30 protein-coding genes are annotated in these 23,424 nt (G+C 69.5%); 17 read left to right on the top strand and 13 right to left on the bottom strand.

The features are described from left to right. Window positions 1-126 precede the first annotated feature (126 nt). Window positions 127-828: an alpha/beta fold hydrolase gene (locus tag ITJ56_RS17070; protein WP_194631830.1), complete on the bottom strand. Its 702-nt coding sequence runs from the start codon at window positions 826-828 to the stop codon at window positions 127-129. Window positions 829-1,097: 269 nt separating this feature from the next. Between ITJ56_RS17070 and ITJ56_RS17075 the strand changes: the two genes are divergently transcribed. Then, window positions 1,098-1,682 (top strand): TlpA family protein disulfide reductase, encoded by a 585-nt coding sequence (locus ITJ56_RS17075; RefSeq protein WP_194631831.1) that lies wholly within the window; start codon window positions 1,098-1,100, stop codon window positions 1,680-1,682. A gap of 130 nt (window positions 1,683-1,812) precedes the next feature. Continuing rightward, the gene (locus ITJ56_RS18585) at window positions 1,813-2,490 is read left to right on the top strand and encodes a DUF402 domain-containing protein (RefSeq protein WP_228518132.1); all 678 of its coding nucleotides are present in this window, start codon (window positions 1,813-1,815) and stop codon (window positions 2,488-2,490) included. Window positions 2,491-2,872: 382 nt separating this feature from the next. Here the strand turns inward: ITJ56_RS18585 and ITJ56_RS17085 are convergent, their stop codons facing one another. Next, window positions 2,873-3,013 (bottom strand): hypothetical protein, encoded by a 141-nt coding sequence (locus ITJ56_RS17085; protein ID WP_194631833.1) that lies wholly within the window; start codon window positions 3,011-3,013, stop codon window positions 2,873-2,875. A 723-nt stretch (window positions 3,014-3,736) separates the two neighbouring features. Between ITJ56_RS17085 and ITJ56_RS17090 the strand changes: the two genes are divergently transcribed. Further along, window positions 3,737-4,105 (top strand): hypothetical protein, encoded by a 369-nt coding sequence (locus ITJ56_RS17090; RefSeq protein WP_228518133.1) that lies wholly within the window; start codon window positions 3,737-3,739, stop codon window positions 4,103-4,105. 115 nt (window positions 4,106-4,220) lie between these two features. On the opposite strand, the gene ITJ56_RS18765 is transcribed toward ITJ56_RS17090, so the two are convergent. Together ITJ56_RS18765 and ITJ56_RS17095 are read right to left on the bottom strand one after the other, a co-directional pair. Continuing rightward, entirely contained in the window at window positions 4,221-4,355 is a 135-nt protein-coding gene (locus tag ITJ56_RS18765; protein WP_267239055.1) for a hypothetical protein, read from the bottom strand. A 220-nt stretch (window positions 4,356-4,575) separates the two neighbouring features. Continuing rightward, on the bottom strand, window positions 4,576-5,157 hold the full coding sequence (locus ITJ56_RS17095) for a hypothetical protein (protein WP_194631835.1): 582 nt from the start codon (window positions 5,155-5,157) through the stop codon (window positions 4,576-4,578). A 439-nt stretch (window positions 5,158-5,596) separates the two neighbouring features. Between ITJ56_RS17095 and ITJ56_RS17100 the strand changes: the two genes are divergently transcribed. The 4 genes from ITJ56_RS17100 to ITJ56_RS17115 are packed head-to-tail and all read left to right on the top strand — an operon-like array spanning window position 5,597 to window position 8,022. Further along, window positions 5,597-5,947: a hypothetical protein gene (locus ITJ56_RS17100; protein WP_194631836.1), complete on the top strand. Its 351-nt coding sequence runs from the start codon at window positions 5,597-5,599 to the stop codon at window positions 5,945-5,947. A 39-nt stretch (window positions 5,948-5,986) separates the two neighbouring features. After that, window positions 5,987-6,406 carry a MauE/DoxX family redox-associated membrane protein gene (locus ITJ56_RS17105; protein ID WP_194631837.1) on the top strand — a complete coding sequence of 140 codons (420 nt, stop codon included), beginning with the start codon at window positions 5,987-5,989 and terminating at the stop codon, window positions 6,404-6,406. Window positions 6,407-6,455: 49 nt separating this feature from the next. After that, the gene (locus ITJ56_RS17110) at window positions 6,456-7,016 is read left to right on the top strand and encodes an MOSC domain-containing protein (protein WP_194631838.1); all 561 of its coding nucleotides are present in this window, start codon (window positions 6,456-6,458) and stop codon (window positions 7,014-7,016) included. Between the two features lie 49 nt (window positions 7,017-7,065). Next, a complete protein-coding gene (locus ITJ56_RS17115) occupies window positions 7,066-8,022 on the top strand; it encodes an NAD-dependent epimerase/dehydratase family protein (protein ID WP_194631839.1) in 957 nt (318 codons plus the stop codon). A gap of 23 nt (window positions 8,023-8,045) precedes the next feature. Here the strand turns inward: ITJ56_RS17115 and ITJ56_RS17120 are convergent, their stop codons facing one another. Further along, window positions 8,046-8,492 carry a MarR family winged helix-turn-helix transcriptional regulator gene (locus ITJ56_RS17120; RefSeq protein WP_194631840.1) on the bottom strand — a complete coding sequence of 149 codons (447 nt, stop codon included), beginning with the start codon at window positions 8,490-8,492 and terminating at the stop codon, window positions 8,046-8,048. Between the two features lie 173 nt (window positions 8,493-8,665). On the opposite strand from ITJ56_RS17120, the gene ITJ56_RS17125 reads away from it, so the two are divergent. The 4 genes from ITJ56_RS17125 (at window position 8,666) to ITJ56_RS17140 (ending at window position 12,042) form a co-directional block, all read left to right on the top strand. Continuing rightward, window positions 8,666-9,319, top strand: coding sequence for a hypothetical protein (locus tag ITJ56_RS17125; protein ID WP_194631841.1), 654 nt, complete (start codon window positions 8,666-8,668; stop codon window positions 9,317-9,319). 218 nt (window positions 9,320-9,537) lie between these two features. Continuing rightward, a complete protein-coding gene (locus ITJ56_RS17130) occupies window positions 9,538-10,422 on the top strand; it encodes a S26 family signal peptidase (protein ID WP_194631842.1) in 885 nt (294 codons plus the stop codon). Then, entirely contained in the window at window positions 10,419-11,273 is an 855-nt protein-coding gene (locus ITJ56_RS17135) for a LamG domain-containing protein (RefSeq protein ID WP_194631843.1), read from the top strand. Before ITJ56_RS17130 ends, ITJ56_RS17135 begins: the two co-directional genes overlap by 4 nt. A gap of 199 nt (window positions 11,274-11,472) precedes the next feature. Continuing rightward, complete coding sequence (locus tag ITJ56_RS17140; RefSeq protein WP_194631844.1) at window positions 11,473-12,042, top strand: manganese efflux pump MntP family protein; 570 nt, start codon at window positions 11,473-11,475, stop codon at window positions 12,040-12,042. 47 nt (window positions 12,043-12,089) lie between these two features. On the opposite strand, the gene ITJ56_RS17145 is transcribed toward ITJ56_RS17140, so the two are convergent. Then, entirely contained in the window at window positions 12,090-13,496 is a 1,407-nt protein-coding gene (locus ITJ56_RS17145; RefSeq protein ID WP_194631845.1) for a hypothetical protein, read from the bottom strand. A 137-nt stretch (window positions 13,497-13,633) separates the two neighbouring features. Between ITJ56_RS17145 and ITJ56_RS17150 the strand changes: the two genes are divergently transcribed. Beyond that, window positions 13,634-14,356: an SDR family NAD(P)-dependent oxidoreductase gene (locus tag ITJ56_RS17150; protein WP_194631846.1), complete on the top strand. Its 723-nt coding sequence runs from the start codon at window positions 13,634-13,636 to the stop codon at window positions 14,354-14,356. Between the two features lie 47 nt (window positions 14,357-14,403). On the opposite strand, the gene ITJ56_RS17155 is transcribed toward ITJ56_RS17150, so the two are convergent. Genes ITJ56_RS17155 through ITJ56_RS17170 form a run of 4 tightly spaced genes read right to left on the bottom strand, consistent with a single transcriptional unit; the run spans window position 14,404 to window position 16,266 of the window. Continuing rightward, a complete protein-coding gene (locus tag ITJ56_RS17155) occupies window positions 14,404-15,351 on the bottom strand; it encodes an AraC family transcriptional regulator (protein ID WP_194631847.1) in 948 nt (315 codons plus the stop codon). Window positions 15,352-15,410: 59 nt separating this feature from the next. Beyond that, window positions 15,411-15,863 (bottom strand): hypothetical protein, encoded by a 453-nt coding sequence (locus ITJ56_RS17160; protein ID WP_194631848.1) that lies wholly within the window; start codon window positions 15,861-15,863, stop codon window positions 15,411-15,413. After that, window positions 15,860-16,051, bottom strand: a complete 192-nt coding sequence (locus ITJ56_RS17165) for a hypothetical protein (protein ID WP_194631849.1) — start codon at window positions 16,049-16,051, stop codon at window positions 15,860-15,862. The genes ITJ56_RS17160 and ITJ56_RS17165 overlap by 4 nt, the downstream gene beginning before the upstream one ends. Continuing rightward, window positions 16,048-16,266, bottom strand: a complete 219-nt coding sequence (locus tag ITJ56_RS17170; RefSeq protein WP_194631850.1) for a hypothetical protein — start codon at window positions 16,264-16,266, stop codon at window positions 16,048-16,050. Before ITJ56_RS17170 ends, ITJ56_RS17165 begins: the two co-directional genes overlap by 4 nt. 313 nt (window positions 16,267-16,579) lie before the next feature. Here ITJ56_RS17170 and ITJ56_RS17175 point away from each other — a divergent pair, with 313 nt between their 5' ends. Further along, window positions 16,580-17,233, top strand: a complete 654-nt coding sequence (locus tag ITJ56_RS17175; protein WP_323749854.1) for a DUF6766 family protein — start codon at window positions 16,580-16,582, stop codon at window positions 17,231-17,233. 99 nt (window positions 17,234-17,332) lie between these two features. Here ITJ56_RS17175 and ITJ56_RS17180 read toward each other — a convergent pair whose 3' ends face one another. Further along, on the bottom strand, window positions 17,333-17,728 hold the full coding sequence (locus tag ITJ56_RS17180) for a MerR family transcriptional regulator (protein WP_194631851.1): 396 nt from the start codon (window positions 17,726-17,728) through the stop codon (window positions 17,333-17,335). A 96-nt stretch (window positions 17,729-17,824) separates the two neighbouring features. On the opposite strand from ITJ56_RS17180, the gene ITJ56_RS17185 reads away from it, so the two are divergent. Together ITJ56_RS17185 and ITJ56_RS17190 are read left to right on the top strand one after the other, a co-directional pair. Continuing rightward, window positions 17,825-18,526, top strand: coding sequence for an SDR family oxidoreductase (locus ITJ56_RS17185; RefSeq protein ID WP_194631852.1), 702 nt, complete (start codon window positions 17,825-17,827; stop codon window positions 18,524-18,526). A gap of 145 nt (window positions 18,527-18,671) precedes the next feature. Further along, window positions 18,672-19,652 (top strand): matrixin family metalloprotease, encoded by a 981-nt coding sequence (locus ITJ56_RS17190; RefSeq protein ID WP_194631853.1) that lies wholly within the window; start codon window positions 18,672-18,674, stop codon window positions 19,650-19,652. Window positions 19,653-19,742: 90 nt separating this feature from the next. Here ITJ56_RS17190 and ITJ56_RS17195 read toward each other — a convergent pair whose 3' ends face one another. After that, window positions 19,743-20,393, bottom strand: coding sequence for an NAD(P)H-binding protein (locus ITJ56_RS17195; protein WP_194631854.1), 651 nt, complete (start codon window positions 20,391-20,393; stop codon window positions 19,743-19,745). Window positions 20,394-20,515: 122 nt separating this feature from the next. On the opposite strand from ITJ56_RS17195, the gene ITJ56_RS17200 reads away from it, so the two are divergent. Next, window positions 20,516-21,001, top strand: coding sequence for a DUF4126 family protein (locus tag ITJ56_RS17200; RefSeq protein ID WP_194631855.1), 486 nt, complete (start codon window positions 20,516-20,518; stop codon window positions 20,999-21,001). Window positions 21,002-21,127: 126 nt separating this feature from the next. After that, on the top strand, window positions 21,128-22,099 hold the full coding sequence (locus tag ITJ56_RS17205; RefSeq protein WP_194631856.1) for an NAD-dependent epimerase/dehydratase family protein: 972 nt from the start codon (window positions 21,128-21,130) through the stop codon (window positions 22,097-22,099). A gap of 15 nt (window positions 22,100-22,114) precedes the next feature. Here ITJ56_RS17205 and ITJ56_RS17210 read toward each other — a convergent pair whose 3' ends face one another. Continuing rightward, the gene (locus ITJ56_RS17210; RefSeq protein WP_194631857.1) at window positions 22,115-23,302 is read right to left on the bottom strand and encodes an MFS transporter; all 1,188 of its coding nucleotides are present in this window, start codon (window positions 23,300-23,302) and stop codon (window positions 22,115-22,117) included. Between the last annotated feature and the right edge of the window lie 122 nt (window positions 23,303-23,424).

Consider the following 23,424-nt stretch of genomic DNA (forward strand, 5'->3'; position numbering starts at 1 on the left):
GGTCGGAGAAATATCGAGTACGTCGCCACAGCACACCATCCATCAGGTGTTGCAACCACCGCAAGAACCCAAGGATCCTTGACCGAGACGCCGCCGACGAGCTTGCTTCCGCCGTCCGTGCGGCGCCTACTTACGCAGCAGGCTGGTGAACTTCGATACGGCGGCAGCAGCGCGCGGATGGTCCTGCGGTCGATGTCCATGACCAGTGAGGGTCATCCGTCGGGCACGATGCAGCTCCGAGGCAATTGCTTCGTACTCCTCGTTCCATCCTCCGGTGATCACGAGCATCGGCACATCGACGCCCGTCGGCGTATCCAAGGTCCACGGCCCAGGGAGCCTGCGCTGCCGATCGGCAGCCAGGAGTTCATCCGAGCTCACCGGCGGTGGCCCAGCAGTGCCAGTCATCGCTGCCGCAAACGCGACAGCGAACTGCGCACTGCCCATCTCGGCCGCGGCTTCGAGCAGTGGTTGGACGCGCTCGATGTGCGCCTCGACTGCCGCGTTGCCTCGTGCCAGCCCGTATGCAGCTGGCTCGAAAAGCACCAGACCCGCGATCAGGTCAGGGTGGCGAGCTGCTGCGCGCATTGCGATCGGCCCGCCGTACGAGTGTGCGACGACCACATCGCCCGGTGAGCAAATGTTGACGAGTGCCGACTCCCAGGCATCTTGGTCGAAGGCGACAGCTGTGCCATCCCCGTAACCTGGCATCACCGCAAACCGGACCTGCTCAAGGTGAGCCGCAACAGGCCAAGCGCGGTCGAACGTCCGGTTCGACCCGTGCAGGAAGACGACCGCTCTCTCACGGCTCACGGGAAGGCTGTCTGCCATGCCTGGAACGCTAGCAACCGCTGCTCCGCTCATTGCAGCGTAGAACGCCCGATCAGGGATCGTTTACCGAACGCCCGAGCCACAACACTCCGGTCAGATTGAAGACCACGGTCATAACGAAGGACGCTGCCCGACCGCACAACGGCCCATCCCCCGGGTGCCTACTGCCCGCCAGGCTCTCCGTCTGCTCGCTGCTTGATGGCCTTGGCCCATTGTGAGGTGAGGAAGGGCAGCACACTTCTGCCCGCGAGGTTGCGTACCCTGGCGCCATGAGGGGACGTCGAGTCGGGGGTATTGCACTGTTGGTCGCCGTCGCCGTAACGCTCACCGGCTGTACGGCCGGCAACGACGGCCTCCCCAAGCAGTACCGGGACGGTGACACGAAGAACTACATCTCGGGAGACGGTGCTGTCACGGAGTACGCGGCAAACGATCGTGGTGCACCGGTCGCTTTCGAAACGCATGACCTTGACGGCAACGTCATCCGCGCCGACGAGTACCGCGGCAAGGCGCTCGTCCTCAACTTTTGGTACGCGTCGTGCGCGCCCTGCCGTCTCGAGGCGAAGGATCTCCAAGCCGTCAGCGATGATCGGCACGCGCAGGCGTGGTTCCTCGGCGTCGATGTCCGGGACTCGGCAGCGACCGCGCGTGCCTTCGTGAAGGAGCACGACGTCTCGTACAGCAACGCCGTCGATGAGGACGCGGCCGTGCAGCTCGCGTTCTCCGGTACGAACGCACCCAACTCGACGCCGGCAACCATCGTTCTCGACAAGGAGGGTCGAGTGAGCGCCCGCATCCTTGGGCCGATCAATCGCAGTGTGTTGACGACGCTGATCGACGAAGCCAGCAAGTGACGACGCAACGCCCAAGCCTCTGAGCAGCGAGCCAGTCAACGCGCCGAGCGCGGACGGCGTGGCTGCGTCCCGCGGAGGGATCGGTTACCGGAACGGGCGAGGCGCCTAACTTCCATGAGAGCATCACCGGATGCACGACGATGTTGCGACAAACGTGCGGAGCGAACCGTTCTGTGCTGGTGAATCCGTAGCCCTCCGCAGTCTGCACACGTTCGGGTCCCGCGGCCGGGCCGTTTCGTTCGCAGTCGCCGGTCGAGTGCTCGTCGATGACGGCGACGTCGCCGTGGTCGCAAGCCCGCTCGGCGCCGCGGTCCGCCGCCGAGCGGGTGTCGGGAGCGGGCCGAACGCGAGGCTTGTCCTCCCCGCTGACTGGGATGGTTCCTACATCGAAGACAGTTGGTTCGGGGCGCCCGTGGTTCGTGTGCACCCGAAGGGGGCAGCGTGGTCGGTGTGGCGCTGGCACGACGGGACACAGTGGCTCCCGGACTGGTACATCAACCTCGAGCTGCCATGGGTCCGAACCTCAATGGGTTTCGACAGTCAGGACTGGACGCTCGATGTCATCGCTCGTCGGGACGCTGAGGGTCGCTGGTCGATTCGGTACAAGGACGAAGACGAACTCGCCTTCTACGCGGACAAGGGCCTGCTCTCCGACGCGGACGGCGCGACGATCGAACGCACCGGCGAGGATGCCGCCGCCGCCGTGCACGCTGGCTCGTTCCCGTTCGATGCCGATTGGTCGCAGTGGACACCGCAACCGAACTGGTCCGCGCCGCAGATGCCTCCAGGGTGGGACGCAGTCCAGTAGGCGACCCAGCTACGTGTCGATGGTGTCCCAGTGGACGATCCGATCGCGGGCGATGTCCGATGCCGTTCAAGCGTGAACATGCTGGTCATTCCACTTGTGCGCAGATCAAACAGCCGGCTTGTAAACGGAGCCAGCGCTCGCACTTCGCCTGACGTTAACGACTAGGACAGTTTAATCTCTTGACACTAAGAATGCGCTATCGCGAATCGCTTCTACGACTACCGCTTTTTTCTTCCTCCAATCATATATAGAGGGATTGCAACCAAGGCAAGAATCAATACTGGGACGAGGAACCACCCCTTACTAAATCCCAAATCCATCAAACCAAAGCTTGCAAAAATGATCATAACGATCATTAAAGCGTAGGCAAAGAGTCTCACTTCTAACCCTCCGGATTCTCATTGACAAACAGCAGCCAGAAGCACAGCAGGGTCAAGAAGCCGGTTCCGATTGCGATCGGGATCCGATATCTCGTTGTCCATGTCTCTGACGTGTAGTTGTCAGACTCGTCGAGTTCGCTCACGACGCGAGCGTAGTTCCGACGATGACAGGCACGACAGCATCGGTCAACTTATGCGGCTACACGCCTCGAGGAGCGTCCGTTTGCCGATCGGCTTACGGCACACCGCTCCCGTCGGATCTCACGAGGACCAGACCCGCACCCGGTCGGAGACCTAGCATCAGGGGATGGACGACGCGGTGGGGACACGGCTCAGTGGCCGGCAACGCAAGGCCAGAGTGGTCGCGTTCTGGTCGCTCACTCTGCTGGGTGCGCCGATCATGTGCGGGGCCTGGATCTGGCTCACTGTGGCTTCCACGGAGCAGGTGACGGAGTCAGCCAAAGCACCCCCGGGCGACACCTCGACCGACGGTCTCTTCGTGATGTTCGGCGTAGTACCGCTTGTGCTCGTACACCTGCTCGGACTCGTCATTCTGCGATCGATTGCGCCGCGCGAACGAGACGAGCGAGGCGCGAGCTGGGCAATTGCAGCCGTTGGGTTCTCGTCACGTCTGGTATCGGCCTTGCCGTGGCGCTGCAGTTCACCGGTGGGGTCCTCCTCACCCCCGATGACGGCGGCTACACGCCATAGAGGCCCCTAAGACTCACTTTTCCGTCAAGGCGTCAGAGTCAAGCCGGAGACAGCGTCCCGTAGACGATCGGTGATCGGACGACTGCGCTCATCCCGGCGCCTAGGCTCTGCCCGTGGAGCAAACGGAGACACCGGTCCTGCGCAACCGCGTGACGTTGGCATGGATCCTTCCGACCCTCGCGCTTGTCCTCCTGGCCGCACAGGTGCTCGCATGCGTCCTTACCTACGTCCACACCGCCCCGATTGATGCTGCGTACGACGTCAGCGCTGAGCGTGGCCGGGGCCTCCTCCACGCTCGTCCCGCCGACGTCACAGCAGCCGGATGGAGTCTCGGCCTCACGTGGATCGCCACGGTCCCCATGGCGCTGGCAGCGACACTGCTGGCAGCATCAGCCATCGAGCGGTTCGGCGCGGAGGGGAACGTTCGCGTGTACGCGCAGTCGGTGACGCTGGTCGGGCTCGTTGGGTGCATCGCCGGCGTCGTTCTCGCCGTACTTGGCGTCCTCGAGCTCCTGCGGGTCTGATGGCTGGCAGCTCAGGCACGAGCCGCCGTCGTTCGTTCCGAAACGCAGCGTCCCCCCGTTTGACGCTGCCGATCAACAGACTCAACAACCTCACTGCACATCACAGTTAGCGGGTTCACCGACCGCAGCCCATGTGGACGAACTGCACGTAGACGACGTCGCCGTCGGCCTGCCCGACGAACCCGGGGCACGTCTGCAGGCCCGACCGGGTGAAATCGACCTGCACCCACACCGCCGGGTAGCCGGACACCCTCTGCCGAACATCGCCACTGCGATGGCGTCGGCTGGCTTAGCGCTTTCTTCGACTTAGTGTTCGCGTGGCAGCGACGGCAAGAACCACCATCACTGCCGCCCCAACAAGCCCGAGCACAGCGGATAGCGGTATCGCCGCTACGACACCGAACACGCCCCAGGCCAGAAAGACCGCGACCCCAAACCAAATCAAACTGAGGGTGACTTTATTCACTTGATCAGTCCAGGCATTCGTTAAGGAAGGTGTTGTAACCGGTCCACGTCGCGGTTGCGGCTCCCAGAGTTGCCGTCGCAGCGACCGCCCCCACCGGGACTCCGACACCGCTGGCGGTTGCTGCAACCGTACTAAGAGCTCCAACCGTAGTGGCGAGCCCTCCGACACCCACGTTAATTGCTTGTGTTTGGCAGTTGGAAAGGGGTATTCCAGCGCGTCCTGTCGCGTCGTACATATTGATCGGTTCGCTCCCAACGTCCGCGCCGCTGTCGTTGACCGCGGTGAACGTCACCGCGACCGCGGACAGGCCACCCTCGACCCTCGGAGCACCCTGGACACCGCCGACCTGCACGGTGAACGAGGCACCCGAGGCGATGCTCGACCCGTTCCGGGTGTCGATGAGTCTGCCGTTCAGCGGGGTGAACCCACCGGCCGGGTTCGACTCGAGGAAGTAGCCCTGAATGTCGACGACGAGGTCGATCTTCCCGCCCTCCGCGGCAGTGTCGATGCTGAACTTCCCATCGGCGCTCAACGCGACCTGCGCGTTCATCGCCGTCGAGAGCTGAGGGGCAAGCCCGCTCGGCACCGCCCCAGGGTGTGAACCGGACGATCCCCACCCTGGGGAGGGTGTCATCCACGGCCTGTCCGGCAGTACTTCCCGAAGTCCACGACCACCCGTTGCAACGACCCGTTGAAATCGCCATCCTCCTCGGGCCGGGGGGTCCGGAGGGGGACGTGGCGGCGCTGTCAGGTCGCCTGCGTGACTTCGGTCAGGAGTGTGCGGGCCTCGCTGCTCGAGCCCAGGCGCACAGCTCGGCTGGCAAGGTCGGCGGCCTGGGAGAGCACGATGAGCCGACGCCGCGCAGGACGAACTCCTCGCAGCACTGTCGCCCGCGGACCGGAACACTCTCATCGGCCTCCGCAGTGAGGTGCTGGCGGCCCATCCGGCGCTGGTACGGCGCGCGGAGTTTGGCAGCGCGGGCAGGGTGTCGTGTTAGGTTGTGCACAACCTAATGGAGCCCAACGTGAAACTGACCGTCTGGATCGCCGTCGTGGCCGCTGCCCTGCTCGCCGTCGTCTCCGGACTCGGACTCGCCGCTGCAGCAGTTCACCGTGCTCCCGGAAGTGACCTGGTCCGGACCGGCTCCACCATCGCGGCGACTGCGCTGGGCGGGACTCGGTTCGCGGTTGACCTCCAAGACCGATCGGTTTCCGCGACGACGGGTGCCGCCGCGGCGTTGACAGTCATCGGCGTGGTGCGACTGCTCACGTCGACCCGCCGTCGTCCCGTCGTCCGGGTGCTCACCGTCGGCGCTGCTGTCACAGCGGTCGTGTTCGAGGTCGCACGACGCCGCGAAATCCTCCGTGGTCGCTGACACGGAACACTCCCCACCCGAACGAAAGGCACCACCCCGATGACAACCCGCACCCCCGCACTCCGCTCCACCCGCCCCCGGACCATCGTCCGCATCCTGTTCGGCGCGATGCTCACGTGGGCCGGCATCAGTCACCTCACCGTGGCGCGCGAGGAGTTCCAGGCCCAGGTGCCGAAGTTCGTGCCCCTGCCGACGGACGTCACGGTGATCGCGTCCGGCGTGGTGGAGATCTCGCTCGGGGCTGCGCTGATGCTCCTGGCACGGCGACAGGTGACCGTCGGGTGGGTCGTCGCGGTGTTCTTCCTCGCGGTGTTCCCCGGCAACATCGCGCAGTGGATGCACCACCGCGACGGGTTCGGCCTGGACACCGACACCAAGCGCTTCGTCCGTCTCCTGTTCCAGCCGGTGCTCATCGCCGTCTCGCTGTGGGCGACGAACGCGCTGCGCAAGCGCCGCTGAACAGCCCGGCGTCACAGCCACTGAACGGAGCATGGGGCAGAATCGCCCCATGAGCGGGGACGAGGACGACCAGCCGCGCGTGGTCGCGGTGAGCAGGGACGGTGAGCACCGGTTCAGCAAGCCGGTGGTCGACGCGGTGACGCTGGTCGCAGGCTGGGGCATCGAGGGCGATGCCCACGCCGGCACGACGGTGCAGCACCGCTCCCGGGTCGCCCGTGACCCGTCGCAGCCGAACCTGCGGCAGGTCCACCTGCTCCACGCCGAGCTCTTCGCCGAGGTCGCCGAGGCCGGGTTCAGCGTCGAGCCGGGCCAGATGGGCGAGAACGTCACGACGAGCGGGATCGACCTGCTCGGGCTGCCCGAGGGTGCGGTCCTGCACATCGGTGACGACGCCTCGGTCCGGGTCACCGGGCTGCGCAACCCGTGCCAGCAGATCAACGGCTTCGAGCCGGGGCTGCTCCGCGCGGTGCTCGGTCGCGCCGAGGACGGCACGGTCGAGCGCAAGGGGGGCGTGATGAGCGTCGTGCTCACCGGCGGCACGGTACGGCCCGGCGATCGCATCCGCGTCGAGCTCCCCGACGGAGAACAGCGACCGCTCCAGCCCGTGTGAACGATGCCCGGACCGCGCACGACCGGCACAGACCCGGTTGACTGAACCCATGCGACGCGTGCTGGTGCTCGGCGGAACCGGCTGGCTCGGGCGGGCGATCGTCGACGGGCTGCTGACCGAGGGTGCCGACGTCACCTGTCTGGCCAGGGGCGACACCGGCAGCGTCCCCGATGGGGCGCGCTTCGTCCAGGCGGATCGAGCCCTGGCCGGCGCCTACGAACCGGCCACAGGCGACTGGGACGAGGTCATCGAGCTCGCCAGCGCCCCCGAACTCGTCGCCCCGGCGCTCGACGCCCTCGCCGACCGGGCCGCGCACTGGACCCTGGTGTCGACGGTCTCGGTGTACGCGGACAACGACGAACCGGGCGCCGACGAGTCCGCTCGGCTGGTGGAGCCGACGGACCCGTCCGCCTACGCCGACGCGAAGGTCCTCGCCGAACGCACCACCCGGCTCCGGCTCGGGTCGCGGCTGCTCATCGCGCGACCGGGGTTGATCGTCGGGCCCGGCGACCCCAGTGACCGGTTCGGGTACTGGCCGGCACGCTTCGACCGAGGTGGGCCGGTGCTGGTGCCGACGACGGCGAAGCGGTTCGTCCAGGTGATCGACGTCGCAGACCTCGCCGCCTGGCTCGTCCGTGCCGGGCGCGACGGGTTCGTCGGTACGGTCAACGCCGTGGGCGCTCCGACGCCGATGCAGGACTTCTTCCGGTGCGTCGCCGAGGTCACCGGCTTCGACGACGAGCTGGTCGCGGTCGACGACGACGTCCTGCTTGCGCACGACGTGGCCTACTGGGCCGGACCGCGATCACTCCCCCTGTGGATCCCGGTGTCGGAGGCCGGGTTCGCGCAGCGCTCCGCGGTGGCGTTCGCCGACACCAGCGAAGTGACCCGAGCCCTCCGGGACACCGTCGTGCGGGTGCTCGAGGACGAGCGTGCCCGCGGGACGGATCGGGAACGCCGTGCCGGCCTCACCTCGACTGAGGAACGGGCGATCCACACCAGGTAGTCGCGCGGTCCGTACGAGCGAGATCAGGACGCAGCAGCGGCCTGCTCGTACAGGCTCGTCGCCAGGTCGTTGAGCACCTCGTGCAGTTCCCCGCTGTGGGCACCGTCGACGGCCCGGAGCATCGCGGCGTACCGCTCCCGGTAGTCCGCCACCACGTCGTCGCCCGGGGGCAGCAACCGCAGCAGTGAGCCCCGGCGATCGGCCGGGTTCGGCGCACGCTCGAGCAGACCGGCGGTGCTCATCCGGTCGATCATGTTCGTCACCGCACCCGAGGTCAGCCCGAGGTAGCCGGCGACCTCCGTCGGGGTCGAGTAGCCCGTGTCGCTGATGAGCACGAGTGCGCGCAGGGCGTTCTCGTGCACGCCGGCACGAGCGCTGAGCTGGCTCACGAGGCTCGCGTTCGCGCGCACGACAGCGGTGAAGGCGGCCATGAGGTCGGCTGCGTCATCGTCGCTTCGTGCTGCTGCCACGAGGGTCTTCTTCCGGTCGGGTGATGGGGGGACAGGAGCCGTCCCCCGCACTGGGGTGAGTATACGAGTGGCCAACTTGGCCAACGACTGACTATCTTAACCGTTGAAGCAAAACGGCCCGAAGGTCTTGCTTCCCCAGACTTCCAGAACACCACCGAACGAAGAGGTACCCCGTGTCCACCAAGCTCCGCACCTCCGCCCTGAAGCGGATCCGCTTCGCCCCCGTGGCACTCCTCGCGGGTATCTTCGCCGCCGTCCTGCTCTCGCTGTCGCTCACCGGCACCCTGTCCGGGTTCGCGGCGAGCATCACCAACAGCAGCAACACCGCCGGAAGCGGCACGCTGATCATGCAGGAGCAGAACGCCGGCGCGAACGTCACCTGCCTCAGCACCGACGGTGGTTCGGTCTCGACCAACTCGGCGACCTGCTCGACCATCAACAAGTTCGGTGGCAGCACGACGATGACCCCGGGCAACACGGTCAACACGGCGATCTCGATCAAGAACACCGGCACCGCGAACGCCAGCACCTTCACGCTGAACCCGGGTGCCACCTGCACCCAGTCGGCGAACGGTTCGGCCAACGGCACCGCGACCGACCTCTGCGCCAAGATGAACCTCGTCATCACCTCCGGCTCGACCACCGTCTTCAGCGGCACGCTCGCCAGCTTCAAGGGTGCGGCCGCGTCGGCCTTCACCATGCCGCAGGCCCCGGCCGCCGGCGCGAGCGTCCCGTTCAACTTCGCGGTGACCCTCGACTCCGCGGCGGGCAACACCTACCAGGGCCTCGCCGCCTCGGTCCCGATGACGTGGACGTTCACGGCCTGATCCCGCCTGATCCCGCCTGATCCCGCCTGATCCCGCCTGATCCCGCCTGATCCCGCCTGATCCCGCCTGATCCCGCCTGAGACGACCCCCCAGCACCCTCCCCCAGACCGCGACGCTCGGCCGACCCCCCTCCGGCCGAGCGTCGCCACCCCGCACGACCCGCACGACCAGCACCAAGCCAGACCCCCGCACCACCTCGACCTCCCGGAGCAGCGCCCATGAGCCAGACCGCAGCGATCCCGCTCAGCGGCATGCTCGACCGCCCGGTCCTCCGCGGCCGCGAGGTCACCCGCTCCGAGACGCTCCTCGCCTGGTCCGTCGCCGCGATCGCCGCCGTCCTGCTCGGCGCCGCGATCCTGTTCCTCTCCGCCGGCGGCCGCTGGTTCGTCGTCGAGACCCCCTCGATGGGAGAGGCCGCACCGGTCGGCACCCTCGTGCTCGACCTGCCGGTGGACGTCGCCGCGCTCAGCGTCGGCGACATCGTCTCGTTCGAGACCTCGGCCAACCCGGACGTCGTCTACACGCACCGCATCGTCTCGATCGAGGCAGGCGGTGGCCTCCACACCCGCGGCGACGTCAACGGCGCGGTCGACCCGTGGACACTCACGCAGGCCGACGTCATCGGTACCCCCGCACTCCTGGTCCCGCACATCGGCTGGCTGCTCCGCGCCGCACCGTTCCTGCTCATCGGCACGCTGATCATCCTGACCCTGACCAGCGCGTTCACCGACCGCGTGACCCGCACCTGCCTCCGCATCGCCGGTGGCGCCCTCACCACCGCGTACGCGGCGTTCGTCTTCAAGCCGTTCGTCAACGTGACGACGATCACGAACACCTCGAGCCCGACCGGGGTCGAGGCCACCGTGATCTCGTCGGGGATCTTCCCGGTCCGCGTCGACGCCCACGGCGGCAACAGCGTCCACCTGGTCGACGGCGAGACCGGCAGGGTCGTGATCCACGAGCTGACGAAGAACGGGCACTACCAGCTCACGTCGAACATCGACCTCGACCCCCTCGGCTGGGTCGCCCTGATCGCCGTGTGCCTCGTGCCGCTCGTGGCGTGCCTGGCCGTCGGTCGGGTCGAGGCGGTGCGTCCCTCGTGATCCCGAACCGCCTGCGCGACGGCCGCGTCATCGCCGTCCTCCTCGTGGTCGCCCTGGCCGTCGTGGTCCTGCTCAACCAGTTCGCCCCGACTCGCTCGGCCTTCAGCGCGCGGGTCACGGACAGCTCGAACTCCGCGGCCACCGCCCCCTACTTCACGTGCACGGGCGCCGTCGGCGCTGACACCACCAACGCCCTGTTCGCCTACCGGCTCACCGAAGCCTCGGGCTCGAGGACGGCCACCGACTGGTCCGGACGCGGCGCGAACGGCACCTACCAGGGGACCATGACGGCCGCGACGCCCAGCCCGAACGCCTGCCCCCGCGACGCCGGCAGTGCGTACGTGCTGAACGGCTCGACGAGCTACGTCTCCACCCCGCGCTCCTACGCCAACCCGACGACCTTCAGCGAGGAGGTCTGGTTCAAGACCACCGTCGCGGGCGGACAGCTCATCGGCTTCGGCAGCAGCCAGACCGGTGGGTCCGGAAGGCACGACCGGAAGCTGTACCTGAACACCAGCGGCCAGCTCTCGTTCGGTGCCTACAGCGGCACCACCCAGGTCATCACCTCGCCGAAGTCCTACACGGACGGCACGTGGCACCACGCGGTGTCGACGATGTCGTCGACCAACGGCATGCGCCTGTACGTCGACGGCACGCTCGTCGCGTCGAACAGCGCGTTCAGGGCCGCTGAGAACTTCACCGGGTACTTCCGCGTCGGCTACGACATCGTCAGCGGCTGGCCGGGCTCGTCCACCAACCCCTACTTCACCGGCACGATGCGGTACGCCGCCGTCTACGGGACGGAACTGACGGCGAGCCAGGTCGCCGCGCACGCGGCCGCCGGTTCCTGACGGACCAACGATCGGACGGGAGGCACGGGGCGGGCTCGCCCCGTGCCTCCCGTCCGCCACCGGCACGGCTGCACCAACCGGCGGATTCGGGCCGGCGAATCCCGCTGATCAGGCCTTTTCGCGCTCCGGAGCATGCAAGGATCGTCAGGTCCCGAGACGTCGGCGTCTCCGTCCGACCGTCTCGAAAGGCGCCGCCCCCATGTCGTTCTGGGCCCTCTTCCTCATCGCGCTCGGCGTCTCCGCCGACGCCTTCGCCGTCGCGCTCGGCAAGGGCCTGCACATGAAGCGCTTCGACCTGCGGCACGCGCTGGTCATCGCGCTCACGTTCGGGGTGTTCCAGGCGGTCATGCCCCTGCTCGGCTGGCTGCTCGGATCGGCATTCGCGGAGCACATCGCAGCCTTCGACCACTGGATCGCGTTCGGCCTGCTCGCCCTGGTCGGCGGCAAGATGCTGTGGGAGGCGTTCTCGACGCACGAGGACACCGAGCAGGACACCGACCGGCTGCCCATCCGACAGTTGCTCGTGCTGGCCGTTGCGACGAGCATCGACGCGCTGGCGGTCGGGGTCACCCTGGCGTTCCTGCCGGTGTCGATCGGCGGTGCGGTGCTCCTCATCGGCATCACGACCGCGGTGCTGTCGTTCGTCGGCGTGGTCGTCGGGCGCCGTGTCGGCGCCCGGTTCGGCAAGCCGGCGGAGATCGCCGGCGGAGTGGTCCTGATCCTGATCGGCCTGGGCATCGTGCTCGAGCACACCGGCGTCATCGGCTGAGGCCGGGCTCTGGAACCGGCCCCGCTCGAGCTGCGGAACAGTCCTCGTCAGATGTCGAGCACCCCGTCCACGGCGTCCTCACGCGGTGCGATGTCCCCGGTGGCGATGTCCTCGTCCAGGTACACCGTGACGTACGTCCAGTCCTCCACGTGCCCGGCGTCGTCGAAGACCCGGTAGCGCCGACGCAGCCGCAGGTACGGTACGTCGCTGTGCTCGAAGGACACCACGACCTCCGTCGCCGGCCACTCCCCCTCGACCGTGACCTCGACGGCTCGGTAGGCGCTCGCCGACCGCCGCGGTTCGGGGTGGCCATGGGTCCACAGGATGCCCGGTTGGTCGAGGGACTCGAACACCCCGACGAGGTCCGCGACTGCACGCTCCCGTGCGGCGTCGTCCAGGTCGTGCAGCGGCCACCGCGCGCCCGCGACGTCGGTCAGGTCGAACCGCTCCGACCACCGCGCGCGGACCGCCTCGAGTCGCTCCTCTTCGGAGTCCCAGGTTGCTTCGTCCTCGTCGTCATCCACCGGTCGCGACGGCAGGTGCTCGGTGGTGATGGTGTCCGGCAGTCCTGCGCTGACATCGAGGTCGACCTTGCGTGACTCGTAGTCGTACGTCATCCCACCCGTCGCATCGGGCGTCCGCCGGGGTCCGGTCGGCATGTACCGGATGGTGAGCAACGCTCCCGCGCGGTCCACGCTCTGCACCAGGTGGTCGACGGTGATCGTCGTCCGGGTGCCGTCCGTGCGGACGAGCACCAGGTCGGTCGGAGGGGTGGGCAGTGGCGGACCGGGATCGGCCTGCGGTTCCTCCGGTGGGACGAAGCCACCCTCGACGCCACCGAAGCTGACACTCCACGAGCGCGGACCGTCGTCGTCCTCGTCGTCCAGCAGCTCGGGGTCGTCGTCCTCCGGCTCTTCGCCGGCCGCCAGCGTCGCCGCCCACTCCTCCGGCGACGGCCAGAACGGCTCCGAGGGCGCCCACGGCAGGGTCTCCGGGTCGACGCCGTCGAGCGGGTCGTCCGAGTCCCCGTCGTCGTCCTCCGGATCCTCGAGGCCCTCGTCCTCGGAGTCCTCGTCCTCGTCGTCACCCATCCACATCGACGCGTCCCGCGGGTCGCCGATCCACAGCCCGTCGTCGTCGGCCCCGAGGACGCGCCGGTCGCCGAGCTCGACCGCCGTCGTCACACCGTCGGGTGCGACGTGCACCGCCGTGCGCGACACCTCGTCCAGGTCGTCGCCGACGTCCTCGCGCGACCCGTAGACGACCCAGGCGCCGCCACCGCTCGCGAGGGCCCGGACCTCGTCGACCGCACCGTCGGGCAACGGTGCGTCCGCCCAGGTCACCCAGAGAACGTCGTCGCCCGTGACGACGGCGGCGACCGGCCGCGAGGTGTCCGGCACGATCGTCACGTCACCGACGGCGACGGCGTCGACGGGGTCGAGGAAGCTGCTCATGTCGTGACCGTACTGCAGCCCTGTGGCCGGCCCGTGAACGGACGGGAGGCCCGTGGCGGACCCGCCCCGCGCCTCCCGTCCGCCCCGTCCGGTCCGCAGGCCGCACCTGCGACCGCCACCCGGCGCATGATGGGCGGATGGCACGCATCCTCGTCACCGGATCCACCGACGGCCTCGGGCGGGGAACCGCCGACTCGCTGCTCCGCAGCGGACACGACGTCGTCGTGCACGCACGGAACCCCGACCGCGCCGAGGCCGTCGCCGACCTGGTCGAGCGTGGCGCCGAGCTCGTCGTGGCCGACCTGTCGGACCGCGAGGCCGTGATCGCCGCCGCGCAGGAACTCGACGCCGGCACGCCGCTCGACGCGGTCGTGCACAACGCCGGCGTGATCTCCGGTCGGTCGCTGATCCCCGTCAACGTCGTCGCGCCGTACCTGTTCACCGCGCTGCTGCACGCCCCGGAGCGCCACGTGTACCTGAGCAGCGGGATGCACCGGGGTGGCCGTCCGCGCCTGGACACCGTCGACTGGACCGGCGGCTCGGAGACGAACTCGTACTCGGACACCAAGCTCTTCGTGACGGCGCTCGCCGCCGAGGTACCGCTCCGACGCCCCGGCGTGCTGAGCAACGCCGTCGACCCGGGCTGGGTGGCGACGAAGATGGGTGGCGCCGGCGCCCCGGACGACTTCGAGCTCGGGCACCGCACACAGGAGACCCTCGCGACCGATCCCGATGCAACCGTGACAGGCGGTTACTGGTTCCACGCGGAGCAGCAACGGCCGCATCCTGCCGTGGCGGACCCGCGATTCCGCTCGGAGCTGCTCGACGCCCTCGCGTCGGCGACCGGCGTCACGCTCTGACGCGACCGGCCGGCGACCGGCCCGTGCGTGGCCGCGACGGTCGCCCGTCAGGAGCGACGGAGGGTCTCGCTCGGGTACTCGCCGTGGCGCTCGGCGTACGCGCCGGAGAACCGGCCCGCGTGCGCGAAGCCCCAGTAGCGCGCGACGTCGGCGACGTTCGTCGTCGCCGGGTCGGACGCCAGCAGTTCGGTGCGGATGCGGTCGAGGCGGACCGCGCGGATGTACGAGTTCGGTGACATGCCGAGCAGCCGTTGGAACGCGGCCTGCAGGGCGCGGAGGCTCAGGTGCGCCATCGCCGCGAGCTCCGTGCTCGTGATCGGCAGGTGTGCATGCTCGTGCACGTACTCGACGACCTGCCGGATCCGACGGTGCTGCGGCAGGAGCAGCTCCGGTGGCAGGTCCGCGGTGGCCGGGGGGTAGAGCTCGAGCAGGGAGACGGCGGCCAGGCGGCCCATCTCGGCCTGCAGCAGCGGCGAGGCCTGACGGTCCATCGTCGTCGCCGAGATCAGCTGCACGGTCTGGCGCCACTGTCGGATCGCCGTGTCGTCGATCCGCGCGGTGTGGTCGAAGCGGCGGAGGGTGAGCCCGCGCTCGGCGGCGACTCCTTCCACCGCGGCACGGTTGACCTGGACGAGCCGCTGGTCGTAGTCCTCGAACCGGAACCGGAACGCCTCGTTCGGCCACATCTGCGGCCGTCCGGGCACCAGGTGGATCGCGCTGTCGCCGTCGCCGAGGACCCCGACACCGCTGGTGATCCACTGGACGACGAAGTCGCCGCCCGCCGGCATCTCGCCGGTGAGCCGCCCGCCGAAGTGCACCGCCCGGAGCGTCATCGTCGCGTCTCCCGCGGCGGCGTACCGGTAGGCGAAGGCGTCCCCCGTGGTGCCGGCGTCCCACTCGATGCCGTCGTACGCGGTCGCGAGGGTCTGCTTCGCGGCGGCGAGGTCGGTGCCACGTTCGTCGACGCGGATGCGGTCATTGTGCTCGTTCATCATCGCTCGAGCAGTAGTTTCACACCCGCGCCGAGGCGGCCCACGCGATTGTCCAGAAGCGGTCAGAACAGCGCTTCGCCCTCGTAGACGGCCAGCAGCATCGCCGCTGCGGTCCGCGCTGTCCGGGCCGGTTGCACTGAGCGGTGGACGGCGGCCTCGACCCGCGCGCCCTGCACGAGCAGCGTCAACGCGTGCCCCACGTGTTCGGGCAACGCGGCGGCGACGCACCGTTCGGCGACGTGCGCCTCGACCTCGCGCAGGTGCTCCCGCGCGAGGTCCGCGGTGTCGGGCTCGCCGTGCGCGACGACGGCCCCGACGTGGGAGCCGCCCCGCACGAGACCGGCCTCGAGGTGCTCGAACACGGCGAGCAGCCGATCGCGAGGGTCCTGCAGATCGGATTCGCGTTCCAGCAGCCCCTGCATCCACTCGCGGTGCCGCGACCGCATCGACTCGAGCGCGCGTTGTCGGCTCGAACGCGGGACGGCTTCGGTCACGGCGGGTGCGGTCAGGCTCATGCTGCGGCGAAGAAGTCCGCGTACGTCGGGTCGGTCGGGACGCCCCGCACCACGCCGGCCAGGCGTGTGGCGACGATCGCGTCGAGTTCCGTCGGTGGGGTCAGGCCGTGGCGGCGCCACTCGAGCGGCTCGTTCCGGAGCCGGTCGAGGGCGGGGTCGCTCTGCACGTGGTGGCTCACCCCACTCATGCGCTGAGGCCGATCACGACGACGGCGGCGGACGCGGTGGCGGTGACCGACACGATCCCCGTCGTCGCAGCGGCGATCATCAGGGTGCGGAGGCGCGCCTGCTCGCGGACCTCCGTGAAGGGGCTGCGCTCGGAGACGCAGCGCGCTCGTCGCGCGACTGCCGCGTGGGCGTGCTTCGGCTCGAGTCTGGTGTCGGTGGTGGTGAACGTGGCCATGGTGCCCGTACCTCTCTGCGGCCTGCCGGCTCGGGACCCCGGGCCGAACACGACGGTAGGTCCCGCTCGGTCCACCCTGGGATCGATCCGGCCCCGGACGGCGAAAGGTGGACAGCGACAGCCGGAGACGTGTCCGGAACCGGCTGGCGGACCAGCGCGATCCGGCCAAGACGGTCGTCCTGCACCGGTCCGTCGTGACCGCCGGAAGAGAATGACGACCGTGCCCGGAACCGGGCGGCCGGGGCAGCCCCGGTACGTCGAACGGAGGAGAACGGTGACACTCGCCCTGCGTGATCGAACGAACGGGTCCTCGGTGGTGCGACGGAACGGACTGCTCATCGCGAACGCGCTGGTGTTCGTCGTCTGCTTCGTCGGCATGGTCTGGGCGGGCTGGCGTGTCTCGGTCGAGGACGCGCTCCAGCACGGGCAGGCCGTCGAGTCGCTCTGGGGGTTCCTGACGAGCGGTGACTTCGCCGAGGCGACCTTCGAGAACTGGGAGAGCGAGTTCCTGCAGATGGGCGCGTACATCGTGTTCACGGTGTTCCTGTTCCAGAAGGGGTCGAGCGAGTCCGAGCCCATGGACGAGGAGAGCCAGCACGACGAGGACCCGCGGGAGCACGCCGACGACCCCCGGGCTCCCTGGCCGGTCCGTCGTGGCGGGATCGCGCTGGTGCTGTACGAGAACTCCCTGCTGATCCTGTTCGCGGTGCTCTTCCTCGGCAGCGTCGTGGGACACGTCATCGGGGGTGCCGCGGCCTACAACGAGGAGCAGCTCGAACACGGTGGAGCGGTGGTCTCGGCGTGGGGCTACCTCGGCACGAGCCAGTTCTGGTTCGAGTCGATGCAGAACTGGCAGTCGGAGTTCCTCGTGATCTCGGTCATGGTGGTCGCCACCGTGTCCCTGCGGCAGCGGGGATCGAGTCAGTCGAAGCCGGTGGCGGCCCCCACGGAGCAGACGGGGGACTGACCGCGCCGGCCAGCGGCGGGGCCAGGGCTGGCCGAAGGGCGGACGGGAGGCCCGTGGCGGGGCCCGCCACGCGCCTCCAGTCCGTCTCGGACCGACCGCTCAGGCCGCGAGCTCCTCCGTGGGGCGCTCACGCAGTGCGGGGCAGTGCTCGGCGGTGGGGTGCTCGGTGATCGCGATGACCTGGTCGAGCCGCCCGCGGGCCGCCTCGAGCTCGGCCAGCTGCTCGGTGATGCGGTCGCGCTCGGCGACCAGCAGCGCGAACGACTCCGGGGTCGACTCACCGCGGTCGACGCAGGGCAGCAGCTGCACGATGGTGCGGCTCGCCAACCCGGCGGCGAACAGCTGCTGCACGAGCTGCACCCGCTCGACCGCGGCGTCGCCGTAGACTCGCTGCCCGCTCGCGGTGCGCGACGCGGTGAGCAGCCCCTGCTCCTCGTAGTACCGCAGGGAGCGGACACTGACGCCCGTCTCCGCAGCGAGGTCGCCGATGCGCATGCTGGTCTCCGATCCGGGCTTGCCCCTGACATCGATGTGAGGTCTTAGCGTAGCCGAGCCGCTGCGGGAGACACCCGGGCGGCAGGAGGAGACACCATGGACATCGCTGGATCAGTCGCACTCGTCACCGGCTCGAACCGCGGCATCGGACGCGGCTTCGTCCTGCAGCTGCTCGAGCGGGGGGCCGCCAAGGTCTACGCGACCGCCCGCCGTCCCGAACTCGTCGACATCGAGGGCGTCGAGGCGCTGCCGCTCGACATCACGGATCAGGCATCGGTCGACGCAGTCGCCGCTGCCGCGGGTGACGTCACCCTGCTCGTGAACAACGCGGGCATCTCGACCCAGGGATCCCTGGTCACCGACGACCTGACGATCGTCCGCCAGGCGATGGACACCCACTTCTGGGGCAGCCTGTCGATGATCCGTGCCTTCGCGCCGGTCATCGAGCGGAACGGCGGCGGCGCGATCGTCAACGTGTTGTCCGCGCTCTCCTGGTTCGCCGCCCCTGGGGCCGGTGGGTACGCGGCGGCGAAGGCCGCGGAGTGGAACATGACGAACGCGGTGCGCCTGGAGCTCGCCGCCAAGGGCATCAGCGTGCAGGGCCTCCACCTCGGCGCGGCCGACACCGACATGATGGCCGACTACGACGGCCCGAAGACGGACCCGACCGACGTGGCCCGACTGGCGCTCGACGGTGTGGAGCGAGGCGCGGCCGAGGTGCTGGTCGACGACTGGAGCCGGATGGTGAAGGCGTCGCTGGCCTTCGACCCGGAGCGCCTGTACTCGCAGATCGGCTGACCGTTCCGCGGATCGTTGCGACGGCCCGTTCCCCTGACTGGGGGGCTGTCCTCGCAACGAAGCCCTGGACCGGGCGTGCGGTCATCGGCGAGCATGGAACCGATCAGGAACGGTGGGCACGTCGCCCGCCGGGGGAAAGGGAACCATGCGTCCTGCCAGGAACGCGCTCACCGCCGGGGCGATCATCGCGATCGTCGCCGGTCTCACCATCACCGCTGCACCCGCACAGGCTGCGACCCCGGCGACCGGTACGCGCTGTGCCGCCGGGACGCTGTCGGTGCAGACGCTCGAGACCGGCTGCACCGCCACCTCGGGCACGGTGGTCACTCCGGACGGCCGGACCTTCGCGCTCCCCGCTCCGGGGGAGAGCGTGATGGCGAGCAGCACCTCGGCACCGGGTACACCCGAACTGGCCGAGGTCGTCGTCGCGAACAACGGCACCGCCGGTGTCGCGGTCCGGGTCGACGATGCGTGGCGCGGATCCGCCCCCGCCGTCCAGCAGGAGCGCGCCCAGAGCGCTGCCGCGACGACGCAGGCGGCCCCGGCGGCCGCCGCCACGACGAAGTGCACGAGTACCGCTTGGGAGCAGGCCGGGTACCGCTGGGCGAAAACCGTCAAGTGGTACTACAACGAGTCCGGGCAGAAGTCGACCTACGCCAAGAACGCCCTGCGCAAGGCAGCGAACACGTGGACGGGAACGATCTCGTCGTGCGACCGCTCGGTGACGTCGACGGCCAGCAACGGCTACCTGCGGCTCGCGACCCAGAAGCCGAACCTCACCGACAAGGGCGGCTGCTCGGGGAACAACGGCTACAGCGTGATGGGCTGGGGGAAGCTGCCCACCGGCACCCTCGGAGTCACCTGCGTCTGGTACGACGGCAACGGCAACGCCCGCGAAGCCGACCAGCGCTACGCCACGGGCTTCAAGTGGAGCTCGACGGCCACCTGCTCGGGGTCGCGCTTCGACACCCAGGCCGTCGCGACGCACGAGTGGGGCCACCTGTACGGACTCGGGCACGTGAACACCGGCACCGGCCAGGTCATGGAGCCGTCCGGCGGGTACTGCCAGCTCGAGTCGCGCACGCTCGGCCGTGGTGACATGACGGGCATCGCGTCGCTCTACTGAGACATGCAACGGGGTCGCGGCGGCAACCGCCGCGACCCCGTTGCTCGGTCCCGCGCGGGTGTTCCGCGCGACCCCGTCGGCCCGTCTCGCTCAGACCGCGTCGGCGCGCAGGAAGTCCGCCACCGGGGTCGACCCCGTGTTGAAGCGGAACGTGTTGCCGGCCGTACCGGGGTTCTCCACCACGTCGGCCACGACGTGCGCCACGTCGCCGCGCGGGACCTCGGTCGCCGAGCCGTCCCAGTCCACGGAACCGGTCGGTTCGTCGTCGGTCAGGGTGCTCGGCGCGACGATCGTCCACTGCAGCCCGGAGTCGCGGAGCACCGCGTCGGCGATCGTCTTCGACTGCGCGTACGCGAAGAAGTCCTGGTCCTGGGGCACCCCGTGGTCGAGCTGCGATCCGGCCCACGACACCATCACGTAGCGATCGACACCCGCCTGCTGCGTCCCCTGGATCGAGAGCACCGCGGCGTCACGGTCGATCGCCCACGTGCGGTCGGCGGACCCGCCACCGGCGCCGGCCGACCACACCACGGCGTCGTGCCCTCGGACGAGGTCGGCGAAGTCGGTCAGGGACAGCTGCTGGATGTCCGCGACGCGCGGCTCGCCCCCGTGCGCGCGGATCTCGTCGGACTGGTCCGCGTTCCGGATGACCGAGGTGACCGAGTGTCCGCGTTCGGACAGGATGCGGGTGGCGAGGAGTGCGACCTTGCCGTGGCCGCCGAAGACGATGACGTTGCTCATGGGCCGGACGCTACTCGGAGCGGCTCCGTGCGAAGGGAACACCGGGATCGCCGGACCTGGCGATCCTCGGAACATCCGGGGCACGGGTGCGTACCGTCGGGGGCAACACGACAGGAGTCACGATGAGCAAGCAGCACGAGCAGCACACCCTGGTACGCACCCTGGTCCTCGGCATCCTGAGCGGCGGCCGGAGTGCCACCCCGCTCGCCGTCCTCGCACTCAACCACGACCGACCCGCACTGAAGGGCGCGTGGCAGCAGTGGAAGGTCTTCAGCACCCCGGTCGGCCGTGGGCTGCTCGTGGCGTCCGCGGTGGGTGAGCTCATCGGCGACAAGCTGCCGAAGACGCCGAACCGCATCACTCCCTCCGCCCTGATGGGCCGGGTGGCCTCCGGTGCCCTCGCCGGTGCCGCGCTCGGCACCACGGGCAAGCGCGACCTGCGCATCGAGGGCGCGATCCTCGGCGGCATCGGCGCGCTCGTCGGCAGCTTCGTCGGCTGGGGGACGCGCAAGCTCCTCGGGGGCGCGGGCCTGCCCGACCCCGTGGTCGCGCTCGCCGAGGACGCCGCGACCATCGCCGGCTCCGTGAAGGTCATCACCGCCGACTGAGCGTGCAACTCGCGGCACGCTTCTCGCTCGCCGGGGCGCGCGTCGTGAGCAGGAACGGTCGGGTCGCGCCGCCGTACCCGACCGTTCCTGCTCACGATCCGCACGCCTCAGCCTACGGTGGCCCCCATGCACATCGTCGTCATCGGAGCCACCGGCCACATCGGCTCGTTCCTGGTCCCCCGTCTCGTCCGCTCCGGCCACCGGGTGACCGCCGTCAGCCGCGGGACGAGCACCCCCTACGCCGACGCCCCGGAGTGGGGGCAGGTCGAGCGGGTCACCGCCGACCGCGAGCAGGAGGACCGTGACGGCACCTTCGGCTCCCGGATCGCCGCGCTCGGCGCCGACGCCGTCGTCGACCTCGTCTGCTTCACGGAATCCTCGGCCACCGCGTTGGTCGACGCACTCCGCGGCTCCGGCACCCACCTGGTGCACTGCGGCTCGATCTGGCGCGCGGGCCCCTCACACGTCCTGCCGATCACCGAGCAGAGCGCCACCCCGCCGTTCGGCGACTACGGCGTCCAGAAGGACGCCATCGCCCGGATGCTCAAGCAGGAAACCGCGTCAGGTGGTTTGGTCACGACGTCGCTGCACCCCGGTCACATCAGCGGTCCGGGCTGGACGCCGATCGGTCCGCTCGGCAACCTCGACACCTCGGTGCTGACGAAGCTGTCCGCCGGCGACGCGCTCGAGGTCCCCGGCCTCGGCGCCGAGACGATGGCCCACGTGCACGCTGACGACGTCGCCCAGGCGTTCCAGCTCGCCGTCGAGCACCGCGATGCTGCGGCCGGTGAGGACTTCTTCATCACGGCCTCGACGGCACTCACTGCCCGCGGGTACGCCCACCTGGCAGCGTCGTGGTTCGGCCAGGAGGCCCGACTCGACTCCGTCACGTGGGACCGGTTCCGCGAGACCACGGCACTGGAGCACGCTGACGCCAGCTGGGAGCACCTGTCCCGCAGTCAGGTCTTCAGCACCGCGAAGGCCGGCCGACTGCTCGGCTACACCCCGGCCTTCACGGCCGAGGCGACCGTGCTCGACGCCGTGCGGTGGCTCGTCGACCACGGTGAGCTCGAGGTCGCGAACCCCCTGGTCCGCTGAGCCCCGCGTTCCCCGTCATGCAGGCGCGACCACCAGCCCACGGTGGCGGTGCACACCCCAGACCGTCGCGGCGAACCCGGCCAGCACCGCGGCACCGATCGTGACCGCCGTCCAGCCGCCGGTGTTCCACAGCACCGACGCCAGCGCCGAGCCGATCGCCCCACCGATGAAGTTCGACGTGACGAAGGCCGTGTTGAGCCGGCTCCGCGCGGCCGGGTCGACCGAGAAGAGCCGGGTCTGGTTGAGCACGTTCGCGGCCTGCACGGCGACGTCGAGCAGGAGCACCGCGAGCAGCACCACGACGATCGACTGCGCACCGATCCCGGCGACGACCAAGGAGACGAGCAGGAGCACGATCGCTCCCCCGGTCACCGGCACCGACAGCCCGCGGTCGTGGAGTCGCCCGACCCGCTGCGCCGCCACGGCACCCGCCAGCCCCACCAGGCCGACCAGCCCGATGCTGCTGGAGGAGAAGTCGTAGGGGGCGCTGCTCAGCAGGAACGTCAGCGCGGTCCAGAACATCGTGAACACGGCGAAGACCGACGAGCTGATCACCAGGGTGACCTGCACGGTCCGGTGGGTCCGGACCGCGCGGAACACCGACAGGATGAGCTGCGGGTACGGCACCTTGCCGCGGGCCTCGAGCTCCGGGATGGCCCGACGCAGCAGCACCGCGAGGACGACGGCGACGGCGGCGGCGAGCACGTAGATCGCGCGCCACCCGAACGCGTCCGCGACCAGACCGCTGATCGTCCGCGACACCAGGATGCCGGTGAGCACCCCGGACGCGATCGTGCCGACCACGCGTCCGCGCTGCGCCGGGTCGGCGAGGTCCCCGGCCAGCGGGATGAGGAGTTGCCCGGCGACCGTGGTCAGCCCGACCAGTGCCAGGGCGACCAGGAGGGTCGCGAAGGTCGGGGCGATCGAGGCGAAGAGCAGCGCGACCGCGGAGGCGACGAGCACCCAGGGGATGAGGCGTCGGCGGTCGAGGACGTCCCCGAGCGGCACGACGAGCAGGATGCCGAGGGCGTAGCCGACCTGGGTCAGCGTGACGAGCAGCCCGGCGAGCGACGCCGAGGTGCCGAGCGACGACGCGATGTCGTCGAGCAGCGGCTGCGACCAGTACAGGTTGCCCACCGCTGCTCCCCCGGCGACGGCGAACAGCAGGGTCCGACCCGTCGTCATCCCGTGATCCGTGCTCATGCGTCTGGTGCTCCTTCGTCCGGGACGTCCAGCTTCTGCTGTCGACCGACCAGCGCACCCAGGTGTCACGACCCAGGTGTCGTTCATGCGCTGGTCGCGCCCTTCCTCGTCGTGATCGCGAC

Source organism: Curtobacterium sp. VKM Ac-1376 (genome assembly GCF_015351025.1).
GTDB lineage: Bacteria > Actinomycetota > Actinomycetes > Actinomycetales > Microbacteriaceae > Curtobacterium.